Origin of the sequence: Bacillus sp. CCB-MMP212, from assembly GCF_022748145.1 — a bacterium.
GTDB classification, from domain to species: Bacteria; Bacillota; Bacilli; order Bacillales; family Bacillaceae_G; genus Bacillus_A; species Bacillus_A cereus.
This window is the reverse complement of record NZ_JALDQE010000002.1, coordinates 215224-227881: the sequence shown is the minus strand read 5'-3', so window position 1 is coordinate 227881 and position 12658 is coordinate 215224. Positions and strand designations below refer to the sequence as shown.

Here is a 12658-nt window from a genome sequence, read left to right as displayed (position 1 = left end):
CTACAGCGTTTACGAAGCCTTATGTTCAAGTCTCAGCTTATCCGCAACCATTGCGATAAACTCAGAGTTCGTAGGTTTTGCTTTTGACATGGATACTGTATAACCGAATAAGGACGAAATAGAATCAATATTCCCACGGCTCCAAGCTACTTCAATCGCGTGACGAATTGCTCGCTCCACACGGCTTGCTGTGGTATTATATTTCTTTGCGATATCTGGATACAATACTTTCGTAATCGATCCTAATAATTCGATATCGTTGTATACCATGGAGATTGCTTCTCGTAAATACATATATCCTTTAATATGAGCGGGTACACCAATTTCATGAATGATACTCGTAATACTCGCATCTAAATTTTTCGGTTTTCCATCTACTGTTGTTGCTGATCGGAATGATGGTAGTGGACGTTTAATCATAGCATTTGCTTTACCACTCACTTGACGAATATGACTCGTTAAATTCTCCATATCAAATGGTTTTAATATGAAATATGAGGCACCTAAGTCAACTGCTTTTTTCGTCACATCTTCTTGCCCGAATGCTGTCAACATAATTACGCTAGGCTGTTTTAACCTTTCAATATGTCGCATTTTTTCCAATACAGCTAAACCATCTAAGTGTGGCATAATAATGTCTAAAACGAGTACATCAGGTTGCTTATCTGTTAATAAGTTTAAACACTCTTGACCATTATAAGCAGTACCGATTACTTCCATATCATCTTGAGCAGCTACATAGCTCTCTAACATTGATACTAGTTCTTTATTATCATCCACAAGACATACTTTAATTTTCTCCACAGCTTTTCCTCCCTTACCGAATCGATTCTCCGACATGTGTATCCTTCTAGGCTACATGAATTGTTCGACAATTGTGTGAAAATTCCCTTTTAAAGTTTCTTACTTTCCGATAAAATCACAAAAAAATATGTTTATCGTTCATTTATTCCCTTTCGCAACACATTCCATCATAGAAATACAACGAAACGTTCAACCCTTTTCTTTTATTTTACAACAAAAAACACCTCTTGCGGAGCTTTTACAAAATTTCAACGAATTTTTCAACAGAAAAAGCGAGCTAATATGTATTAGCTCGCTTTTTTCTCTTGATCATAAATATTAATTCCAGCTTGATGTAACATCCATTCAATATGAACACCATATCCGGATGTTGGATCATTTACAAATACATGTGTAACAGCACCAATTACTTTTCCATTTTGTACAATTGGACTTCCACTCATTCCTTGTACGATACCGCCCGTTTTCGCTAATAGACGTTTATCTGTTACCTTTATTACCATACCCTTTGTAGCTGGGAATTTTTGCTGCACTGTACTAACAACTTCAATATCAAACGCTTCTACTTTATCTTGATCAATAACTGTTAATATTTTTGCCGGTCCTTCTTTTACTTGATGAGATAATGCGATAGGCATTGCTTTATCCATTATACCGTTTTTCATATTCGTATTTAATTTTCCAAAAATACCATATGGACTATTAATTGTAATATTGCCAATCACTTCACGATCTGGTGAAAATCTTGCTAATTTCTCGCCTGGATTCCCATGACTGCCTCTTTCAATTGATGTAACTGTCGAGCGCATAATTTGTCCATCTTCGACTTGAATCGGCTTTTTTGTATCATTATCAGAAATAACATGACCAAGCGCCCCGTATTTCATAGAATCCGGATGAACAAATGTCATTGTTCCAATTCCAGCTGCCGAATCGCGGATATACAAGCCAATTCGATAAGACGATTCACCATCGTCTTTTTGCGGCGTTAGCTTCGTGCGAATATATTTTCCATCTCTTAACAATACAAGATTAAGCGGTTCACCTGTTTCTCCACTATTATGAATAAACGGTGCTACATCACTCATTCTTTCAATGGTTTTACCATTAATTTCAGTAATCATATCTCCAATTTGTACACCTGCTGTTTCACCAGGAGATATTTTACCTTTTTCAGTTTGAATTAAATGATGGCCTACAACAAGTACACCTTTTGTATTTAATTTCACACCAATTGATTGTCCACCTGGAATCACTTTAAAATCTTTTAACACTTTCACATTTACTTTTTTCACTGGAAAACCCGCAAGCTGAAATACCATATCAGCTTCACCATTTTGATGAGAATTTACCATAAGTCCTTGTTTTTGTTCATTCGAACTCACTGTAAATACATGACGATTTGTGGATGAAGCTTTGAAAACTGGTAATGATGATATTTCTGATTGTTGTCCTTCAAAAACAACAAGTTGTTTCGGTGATGAAATAAACGTTCGAAGCGGTTTAAAACATCCAATAAAAACTAAAGAAACAAGGAGACAAAGACCTATTATTTTTCGAAATTTTTCTAATTTCAACTTGTTCACTCTCCTCGCTCCTACCCCACATTCAGCCTCTTGGCTTCACTTTTTAATCTCTCCTTGCAATGCTTTATTTATAACCGGAAGAATTAAGAAATCGTCATTTGAGAAAAAAAGCTATCCATTACTGGATAGCCTCTGCTGTCTGTTTAAAATGATGCGCTTGCGTAAGTAATTCTTTCGCATGCTCCGTCGTTAAATCTGTGATTTCCACACCAGAAATCATTCGAGCTATTTCTGTTACTTTATCCTCCATAGTTAAAACAGTAACTGATGTAATTGTCCGATCATTCGCTACTTGTTTTCGAATAAATAAATGCGAATCTGCCATTGAAGCTACTTGAGGTAAGTGCGTAATACAAAGTACTTGCGAGTTTACTGATACTCGATAAATTTTTTCAGCAATAGCCTGTGCGACCCGGCCACTTACACCCGTATCCACTTCATCAAAAATAACAGATGCAACCCCTTGATGCTTAGAAAAAATGCTTTTTAAAGCTAAAATGATACGAGATAACTCTCCGCCAGAAGCAACCTTTGAAAGTGGTTTTAGCGGCTCTCCTGGGTTGGTCGAAATATAAAATTCCACATGATCGTAACCATCTGCCGTAAGTCTTACCGGTGCACCTTCCACAAGGGGCTCTTCTGCATTTCCTTCTCTCTTCATAATTCTCACTTCAAATTTCGTTTTTTCCATATATAATTCTTTTAATTCCTGATGAATTGCATTTGTAAGGTGTTCTGCAAGCTCATGACGCATATTACTTAACAACGTTGCTTCTTTCAGAATAACACTTTCTAATTCCTTCAACTGTTTCTTCGTCGTTTCAATATGAACGTCTTTATTTTCAATTGTAAATATTTCTTGTTCAATTTTATCTGCATACGCTAAAATCTCTTCTACAGTATTTCCATATTTTCTCTTTAGCATACGAATTTCATTCAAACGTGTTTCGATTTCATCTAAACGATTTGGATCATATTCCATCATATCGAGCTTTTCTCTCAGTTGATATGCAACCTCTTCTAATAAGTAATAGCTATTTGCAATTGAATCATGATTCTCTTGATACATTTCATCTAAATGTGTAATACTTTCCATTTGTCCCATTGCGCTTCTTACATTATCTAATCCTTGTCCGTCAGCACTCAATGAACGATATGCATCACCTAATGCTTTATAAATCTTTTCAAAATTAGAAATTTGCAATCGTTCCTCAGTTAATTCATTTTCTTCATCCATCTTTAAATCAGCTTTGCGAATTTCTTCATGCTGAAATTGAATTAAATCTAAGCGATGTGCCATCTGTTGTTCATTTTCACTTAACGATTTCAATTGTTTTTTTAATTTTTCATAGTCAGCGTATACGTTTTGATATATGTCTAGTTGTTTAACGATTCGATCCCCATCAAAGTGATCAAGCATAAACAGATGTCGTTCTTCATTCATTAAATCTTGCGTTTCATGCTGTCCATGAATATCAACAAGTGTTTTCCCAATTTCTTTTAATATGCTAAGTGTAACAAGCTTCCCATTTACACGACATACACTCTTCCCGTTCGCAGCAATATCACGCTTTAAAATAATCATGCCATCTTCTATTTCTATATCTAACTCTTCTGCCTTTTCAATACATGGATGCTTATCATCTTCAACATAAAACAGCCCTTCAATCTCAGCCTTTTCTGTTCCATATCGAACAAATTCTGCTGACCCACGGCCACCTACAAGTAAACTAATCGCATCAATAATAATCGATTTTCCGGCCCCTGTTTCACCGCTTAAAACCGTTAAACCTTTTTGAAAAGAAATATTTAATGCTTCAATAATAGCAAAGTTTCTAATCGATAATTCCGATAACAATGCCCCATTCACCTCGTTATAAAATAATCCCTTACTAAAGGATTTTCTCATTTCTTCATTCAAATAATCATGCTATATATTTGTATGTATATACTCTTCTAACCCGCTTCATTGTACCAAACATTTGTTTTACGGGTCAATCCATCTATTTTCTAACTTTATGCAAACAAAATATTATATTACAATTGAAAAATCATATTTTTGACCAATAAAAATATCTTGTTCACTTCCCACTTTACGATGGAAAGCAAACAAGATTTTTTGTTACAACATATTTAAGAAACGATCAGAGACAACACCTGTATCGTCAGGTGTACGGCAAATAATTAAGCAAGTATCATCACCACAGATGGTTCCGATGATCTCATCCCACTCTAAATGATCAATAAGTGCTCCAAGTGAATGAGCGTTACCAGGCAATGTTTTTAGCACAAGCATATGTCCTGCCGTGTCTAATTTTACAAATGAATCCACTAGATTTCGTTTTAATTTTTGTAACGGGTTAAATCGTTGATCTGCTGGCAAGCTATATTTATAGCGCCCATCATGTAATGGCACCTTCACTAAGTGCAGTTCTTTAATATCGCGCGATACTGTTGCTTGCGTTACATTAAATCCCTCATTACGTAAAATATCAACTAATTCATCTTGTGTTTCAATTTCTTTGTTTGCAATAATTTCCCTGATTTTAATATGGCGCTGACCTTTATTCATACATTTGCACCTCACACTATCTCTTACCATAGTTTAAACATTGGTATACTTCACTTATTTATGTTAACTTATAATTCGTTTCTTGTACACAATTGTTTTTACAATCATTATACAATTACAGCAAAAAGAGGAACAACATATGTTATTCCCCTTTCCCTTTTTGTTTTAGAACGTCATGTGCTTCTGTAACAACTTGCTCTATAGAAATCGGAGAATGATTTTCGCCATTCTCACGTTCACCATGCCATTTCAGATGAATTAAAAATTCAATATTACCATCCCCACCCGTAATTGGTGAGAATGTTAAACCTTCCACATCATAGCCCTCTTTTAAAGCAAAATCGACAATCATTTCTACAACAGCTTCATGTACTTTTCTATCACGAACGATACCTTTTTTCCCAACTTGCTCTCTTCCAGCTTCAAACTGCGGTTTAATTAACGCTGCTACATCTCCGTTAGGCATAAGCATTGTTTTTAAAACTGGCAGTATAAGCTTTAATGATATAAATGAAACATCAATACTTGCAAATTGAGGTAAACCACGTTCTAAGTCTGCTGGTGTCACGTAACGGAAGTTTGTTCGTTCCATTACAACAACACGCTCATCCTGACGTAATTTCCACGCTAGTTGATTGTATCCTACATCTAATGCATAAGATAATTTCGCTCCATTTTGAAGCGCGCAATCTGTAAAGCCACCAGTTGATGAACCAATATCTATCATAACTTTATCTTGTAAATCAAGATGAAATGTCTCTAATGCCTTTTCAAGTTTATAACCACCACGACTTACATACGGCATAACTTGTCCCTTCACCGTAATCTCAGTATCTTGCGAGATTTTCTCTCCTGGCTTATCAAGTCTCATCTCATTTGCATATACGAGTCCGGCCATAATGGCGCGCTTTGCTTTCTCACGCGTTTCTATAAGTCCTCGCTCTACTAATAGTACATCTACTCTTTCTTTTTTTACGCTCATTTGTTACGCCCTTTTTTGTTTTGATGGAATCATTGTATGAATACGGTCTACAACAGCATCTGTCGTTAAACCAATTTCTTCTAATAATTTTGTTACACTTCCGTGCTCTATGAAGCGGTCTGGAATACCCATTCGTTCAACTAATGCACTATGGTAACCATTTTCAGATGCAAATTCAACTACTCCTGTTCCAAAACCACCGATTAAACAAGCTTCTTCAATCGTTAAAATCGGTATATTCTTCCCTAGAAGATCATGTAAATATGCTTCATCCATTGGTTTAATAAAGCGAGCATTCACTACTTTCACTGAAACCCCAGCTTTTTCAAGACGCTCAGCTGCTTCCATTGCCATTGGTATTGTCGTACCAAACGTTAAAATAGCTGCTTGTGTACCCTCTTTTAACGTCTCCCACGTACCGATTGGAATCGCCTTTAATTCTTCATCCATATGAACGCCAAGTCCATTACCACGAGCATAACGCAATGCGATTGGTCCATCTTCATATTGCATCGCCGTATAAACTAAATGTTGCCCTTCATTTTCATCTTTCGGCATCATAAGCACCATATTCGGCAAGTGACGTAAGAATGAGATATCAAATACGCCTTGATGCGTTTCACCATCTGCTCCTACTAATCCCGAGCGATCTATTCCGATGAAAACATTTAAATTTTGGCGGCATATATCATGAACAACTTGGTCATATGCTCTTTGTAAAAATGTCGAATAAATTGCTAAGAATGGCTTCATTCCTTGCGTTGCCATACCTGCTGCCATTGTTGTAGCGTGCTGTTCTGCAATACCTACATCAATCATACGATCTGGGAATTCTTTTTGGAATTTCTCAAGTTTTGATCCAACAGGCATTGCAGGTGTAATTGCTACGATACGCTCATCCGCTCTCGCTAGCTTAAGTACTGTTTCACTAACGACAGCACTCCATGCTGGTGCAACTTCTTTTGGCTTAACGAAGTCACCTGATTCAATTTTATAAGGTCCTGTTCCATGCCAAGTTCCAATAACGTCACTCTCAGCCGGTTTATAACCTTTTCCTTTTTTCGTAATAACGTGAACAAGTACTGGGCCTTTTGTTTTCTTTGCATATTGCAACGTTTCGAATAACTTTTCATAATCATGCCCATCGACTGGACCTAAATATGTAAAGCCTAACTCTTCGAAAAAGACACCAGATACTAGTAAATATTTAAGACTATCTTTTATTTTCTCTGCTGTCGCAGCCACTTTTCCGCCAACTGCTGGGATTTTCTTTAATATATACTCTAACTCATCTTTTACCCAGTGATATTTTCCTGCGGTACGTAAACGACCGAGTACATTATGAAGCGCACCAACGTTTGGTGCAATTGACATTTCATTATCATTCAAAATAACAATCATGTCTGTTTTTTCATGTCCAATATGGTTCAATGCCTCTAAGGCCATTCCACCTGTTAAAGCACCATCTCCAATAATTGGTATAACATATTCTTTCGTTTTCTTTAAATCACGTGCCAGAGCCATTCCCATTGCAGCCGATAACGAAGTCGAGCTATGACCAGTTTCCCATACATCATGCTCACTCTCGCAACGTTTCGGGAAACCACATAGACCTTGATATTGCCTTAATGTACCAAACTCTTTCGCGCGTCCAGTTAAAATTTTATGTACATAGGATTGATGTCCTACATCCCATAAAAATTTATCTTGCGGGCTATCAAATAATTTGTGCAGAGCAATTGTGAGTTCTACTACACCTAAATTAGGTGCAATATGTCCACCTGTTTGAGAGAGCTCTTCAATTAAAAACTTACGAATATCCTCACTCAATCCCTCTAGTTCACTGATAGACATATCTTTCAAAAAACTAGGGTTTTGAATTTGCGTTAGATCCACATGGATCACTCACTTTCATTTCATAATCTGTCAACATGTCAAATATTATAAAAAACATTTACACAAAACAAGAAATTCTCTTTTCTATTTTTCGTCTTGTCCCGCTATTAACCAGTCTATTGCGCCTTAATCCTATTATAAACCATATTTCTTTAGGCGATGAAAAAAATAGCCGCTAACACGAAGTGATAACGGCAATGTAATCTACATATATTTTTGCCAATAACAAGAAAAGAAAAACCTTTTCCTACATTTATATCATAAAATGATGAATGACTCAACAAATGAAAACGCTGTTATATTAGTTATTACGTTTTGCAATCAAATCGCAAATAGATAGTAAATATTCATCTTGTAATTGCAAGGAGCTAATTGCACCTTTTGCTTCTGCAATTGTTTCTTCTAAAATATCCTTTGCTCTATCTACAGTAAACAACGTCGTATATGTGCTCTTTTCATTAGAAAGATCGCTACCAATCGGTTTTCCAATCTCTTCTTCGGTGCCTTCGACATCTAAAATATCGTCTCGAATTTGGAAAGCTAGACCGATATATTTAGCAAACGTAAGCAACTTTTCTTCTTGCTCTTCTGTCGCATCAGAAAGTATCGCACCCGCAAGTACAGCAAATTCAAGCAGTTTTCCGGTCTTATGTTTATGGATGTACTCCAATTCATCAATCGTAAGGCGTTTCCCTTCAGCTTCCATATCTGCCACTTGTCCGCCAACCATTCCTTCTGGTCCTGCTGCTTTTGCAAGTTCAAGTACAAGTCTTACTTTTTTTTCTGCAGAAATTTCTTTTTGCTCATATGCCATAATAACTTGAAAAGCATACGTCAATAAGCCATCTCCTGCTAAAACTGCCATCGCTTCACCAAATACTTTGTGATTTGTGGGCTTTCCTCTTCTTAAATCATCATCATCCATACAAGGTAAATCGTCATGAACTAACGAATATGTATGAATCATTTCAAGAGCACAAGCTGCACCTACTCCAAGATTTCTTTCTTTCCCAAACGCTTGTAATGTTGCAAACAAAAGTAACGGGCGGAGACGTTTTCCACCCGCTTCTAAAGAATATGCCATCGCTTCACGAAGTACATTTGGACATTGTAATTCATTTGCATAGCTTACAAGTTTCTCTTCTACGAAAGTTTTACTTTCCTTCAAAAAAGTATCAAAAGCAATCGTCACTATGCTTCATCTCCTAAAGCAGTAAACGGTTCAAGCTCTCCATCTTCCCCAAGAATAACTGCCATTTGTTCTTGTACATTCTTCAACTTCTCATCACAAAGCTTAGATAATTCCATACCCTCTTTAAAATAAGAAATCGCTTCTTCTAAAGGTACGTCACCTTGTTCTAGCTTAGAAACAAGATGCTCAAGTTGCGAAATTGCCTCTTCAAAGCTTAATTTATTTTCCATTATTCAATTCACGCTCCTCTATGCCTGATACGCTACAATCTAGTATTCCATCTTGTAATTGAACTGAAACAGCATCTCCAAGGCTTACATCTTTCACACTTTTTAACACTTGCTTCTCTTCATCATATACAAGCCCGTACCCTCTCATCATTACTTTAAGCGGACTTAACGCTTCAAGTTTTTGAGCAGCTCTTACAAAGGCAAATTCTTTCGTTTGAAGTAACGTTTGCATTTCACGTTGTAATTGCTTTTGCAAAGTTTCAACAGCTACCTTCGTTTGAATAATTTTTTGAGATGGGTGGTGCTTCTCTAAATAAAATGAAAGTTGCTTTAACTGATTCACCTTTTTATCAATATAGCGCTCTTTCGCTAAAACAAGCTGTTCTAGCGCTCTATCTAATTGCTCTTCCTTTTGCTCATATACTTGTCTTGGATAACGGAACGCATACGATTTTTGCAACACTTGTAGTTTTTCTTCTTTTTTATGTACTAACTCTTTCATTGCTCTTTGCAATCTCAGAGTTCTTTGTAATACCTTTTCTTGTAACTCTATAATATTAGGTGCTGCTAGCTCAGCTGCTGCAGTCGGTGTTGGTGCGCGTAAATCTGCAACAAAATCTGCGATTGTAAAGTCCGTTTCATGGCCTACTGCCGAAATAATAGGAATTTCACTCTTAAAGATTGCTCTTGCAACCATTTCCTCATTGAAAGCCCATAATTCCTCAATAGAACCTCCACCACGACCAACGATTAGTACATCTATCTCTCCCATTTCATTCGCTGTACGAATCGCTTGTACAATCGAGGGAGCCGCTGACTCCCCTTGTACAAGTACCGGAAATACAATAACATTCCCAATTGGATAACGACGTTTAATCGTTGTTATAATATCACGAATCGCTGCTCCTGTTGGCGACGTAATCACACCTATTGTTTTAGCGTAAGGAGGAATTGCTTTTTTATAAACTTGAGAAAAAAGTCCTTCTTCTTCTAAGCGAACTTTTAACTGTTCGTACGCTAAATGTAAATTTCCGACTCCGTCAGGCTGCATGTCTTGAATATAAATTTGATAAGAACCACTCGCCTCGTAAACAGAGATTTTCCCTTTCACGAGTACCTTCATCCCATTTTCAGGTTTGAATTTAATATTACGATTATGACCCGCAAACATAACCGCTGCGATTCTTGCATTTTCATCTTTCAATGTAAAATACATGTGGCCACGGCTATGATTTTTAAAGTTGGAAATTTCACCTTTTAACCAAACAGACTGCAAATGCGGATCATATTCTATTTTTGTTTTTATATAGCGTGTTAACGCTGTAACGGTTAAATATTGCTTCTCCATTTCTCTCTCCTCATAGCCGACTCAAATTATTTACAAACGACACCTGCACGTTTGGCAGATTCAACAGTATTATGAAGAAGCATTGTGATTGTCATTGGACCAACACCCTTTGGCACAGGTGTAATGTAACCCGCAACATCTAACACGTTGTCAAAGTCAACATCACCACAAAGTTTTCCTGTTTCTAAACGGTTAACACCAACGTCAATTACAACCGCTCCTTCTTTAATATAATCCGCTGTTATCATTTTAGGTCGTCCAACAGCTACGATTAAAATATCAGCTAACTTCGATAACTCTTTCATATTTTGCGTCTTAGAATGACAATATGTGACAGTTGCATTTTCATTTAAAAACAATTGCCCCACTGGTTTACCGACAATATTACTTCTTCCAATTACTACTACATGTTTTCCAGAAATATCAAGATTTGTTTCTTTTACTAATTCTACAATACCATGCGGTGTACATGGAAGGAATGTATCTTGTCCCGTCATCATACGTCCCACGCTGATTGGGTGAAATCCGTCTACATCCTTTTCTGGTGAAATTCTTTCAATGATAGCTTTTTCTTCAATATGTTTTGGTAAAGGTAATTGCACCAATATGCCATTAATACGGTCATCGCCATTTAAGCGATCGATTTCAGCAAGCAAACGTTCCTCAGTAATTGTTTCAGGAAGTTCAATTAGCTCTGAGTAAATCCCTACTTGTTCACAGCCTTTTTCTTTTCCTTTCACATAAGAACGAGATGCTGGATCTTCTCCAACTAAAATAACTGCTAACCCTGGTACAATACCTTGCTCTTTCAACTTCACAACTTCTTCTGTTAATTGTGCTCGTTTTTTCTCCGCAACTTCATTTCCTTTGATGATTACTGCTACCATTTTAAGATTCCCCCTTAAAGAATTTACAGTGTATCTTTTATATTAGATAAAACGCCGTTAATAAAACGACGAGATTCCTCATCCCCAAATGTTTTAGCAATTTCAATTGCTTCGTTAATTGTTACGTTGTGTGGAATTTCTTCCATGTATTTCATTTCATACACAGCTACACGTAAAATACTGCGATCAACAATGCTAATACGCTCAAGCTTCCACTTTTTTAAGTTTTGACGAATCGCTTCATCGATTGCTTCTTTATTTTCTACAAAACCTACTACAAGTGACTCTAGAAACTCATTTGTTTCTTCGCCTTCATCTAGCGTGTTTTCCACTGCTACTTTCGGTTCTAATTCACCTGTAATATCCATTTGGTATAATGCTTGCATTGCTCTTTCTCTAGCCGTCCTACGTTTCATTGTAACTCTCCTTTATGCTTCAAGTCTTTCCTTATACTTTGTTATATTATTATAATTTATAAGCCGTCAATTCACTTACTCTTACAGTTTTCATTGATTTTCCAACCTTATAATACAATGATAATAACACAATTTATCGTTTCACACACGGGTTACAAGGCTGAAAAATAATAAAAAGATTAACTTCAAGTTCCATATCTTATCACAATGTACGTTTTTTGGAAAAACGACACATTTTCTTGTTTATTTCTTATTTTTTGAAATAGTATAATAATTAGAGGGTTGTAATTTGTGAAGAAATGAAACGATAAAAAAGATGCCTATGTTACTAGGCACCTTTTCATTCTTACACTGGTTCGATTTCTGTTTTTTGTGTTTCGAATGTTACGCCAACGATGTGAACATTCACTTCTTTTGGCTCAAGTCCTGTCATCGTAAAGAGTGCTTGGCGAATATTGTCTTGAATCTTTTGTGCAACAACTGGAATTGCTACACCAAAATACATTACAACATAAAGGTCAACGATAATATCTTCGTTTGCTAATTCAACCTTTACACCTTTACCATGATTTTTCTTACCTAACTTCTCAACAACATCTGTAGCAAAATTACCGCGCATTGCCGCTACACCTTCTACTTCAGCAGCTGCAATACCTGCAATTACTTCAATTACTTCTGGTGCAATTTCTACTTTACCAAGAGTTGTATCTTGACCCATATCTAACATATGTTCAGCCATGAAAAA

Annotated in this window: 12 protein-coding genes; all 12 read right to left on the bottom strand. The window is 36.4% G+C overall.

Annotated elements, in window-relative coordinates; genetic code table 11:
• Positions 1-9: 9 nt before the first annotated feature.
• The 12 genes from spo0A to MRP26_RS05920 all read right to left on the bottom strand — a co-directional run bounded on the left by spo0A (position 10) and on the right by MRP26_RS05920 (position 12652).
• Entirely contained in the window at positions 10-804 is a 795-nt protein-coding gene (gene spo0A, locus MRP26_RS05975; RefSeq protein ID WP_011110369.1) for a sporulation transcription factor Spo0A, read from the bottom strand.
• Between the two features lie 287 nt (positions 805-1091).
• Complete coding sequence (gene spoIVB, locus MRP26_RS05970) at positions 1092-2390, bottom strand: SpoIVB peptidase (protein WP_242806038.1); 1299 nt, start codon at positions 2388-2390, stop codon at positions 1092-1094.
• Between the two features lie 118 nt (positions 2391-2508).
• Positions 2509-4248, bottom strand: a complete 1740-nt coding sequence (gene recN, locus MRP26_RS05965) for a DNA repair protein RecN (RefSeq protein ID WP_000947734.1) — start codon at positions 4246-4248, stop codon at positions 2509-2511.
• Positions 4249-4512: 264 nt separating this feature from the next.
• Positions 4513-4962, bottom strand: a complete 450-nt coding sequence (gene argR, locus MRP26_RS05960; protein WP_001032580.1) for an arginine repressor ArgR — start codon at positions 4960-4962, stop codon at positions 4513-4515.
• 142 nt (positions 4963-5104) lie between these two features.
• Complete coding sequence (locus MRP26_RS05955; protein ID WP_000111872.1) at positions 5105-5944, bottom strand: TlyA family RNA methyltransferase; 840 nt, start codon at positions 5942-5944, stop codon at positions 5105-5107.
• Between the two features lie 3 nt (positions 5945-5947).
• Entirely contained in the window at positions 5948-7840 is a 1893-nt protein-coding gene (gene dxs, locus MRP26_RS05950) for a 1-deoxy-D-xylulose-5-phosphate synthase (protein ID WP_000366452.1), read from the bottom strand.
• Positions 7841-8141: 301 nt separating this feature from the next.
• Positions 8142-9032 carry a (2E,6E)-farnesyl diphosphate synthase gene (ispA, locus tag MRP26_RS05945; RefSeq protein WP_000150374.1) on the bottom strand — a complete coding sequence of 297 codons (891 nt, stop codon included), beginning with the start codon at positions 9030-9032 and terminating at the stop codon, positions 8142-8144.
• Complete coding sequence (gene xseB, locus MRP26_RS05940) at positions 9032-9262, bottom strand: exodeoxyribonuclease VII small subunit (protein WP_000428423.1); 231 nt, start codon at positions 9260-9262, stop codon at positions 9032-9034. The genes ispA and xseB overlap by 1 nt, the downstream gene beginning before the upstream one ends.
• Positions 9252-10610 (bottom strand): exodeoxyribonuclease VII large subunit, encoded by a 1359-nt coding sequence (gene xseA, locus MRP26_RS05935; protein WP_000415244.1) that lies wholly within the window; start codon positions 10608-10610, stop codon positions 9252-9254. The genes xseB and xseA overlap by 11 nt, the downstream gene beginning before the upstream one ends.
• 26 nt (positions 10611-10636) lie before the next feature.
• Entirely contained in the window at positions 10637-11497 is an 861-nt protein-coding gene (gene folD, locus MRP26_RS05930; protein WP_000226732.1) for a bifunctional methylenetetrahydrofolate dehydrogenase/methenyltetrahydrofolate cyclohydrolase FolD, read from the bottom strand.
• A 23-nt stretch (positions 11498-11520) separates the two neighbouring features.
• Positions 11521-11913 (bottom strand): N utilization substance protein NusB, encoded by a 393-nt coding sequence (gene nusB, locus MRP26_RS05925; protein WP_000830247.1) that lies wholly within the window; start codon positions 11911-11913, stop codon positions 11521-11523.
• Between the two features lie 346 nt (positions 11914-12259).
• On the bottom strand, positions 12260-12652 hold the full coding sequence (locus tag MRP26_RS05920; RefSeq protein ID WP_000807630.1) for an Asp23/Gls24 family envelope stress response protein: 393 nt from the start codon (positions 12650-12652) through the stop codon (positions 12260-12262).
• Positions 12653-12658: the final 6 nt, after the last annotated feature.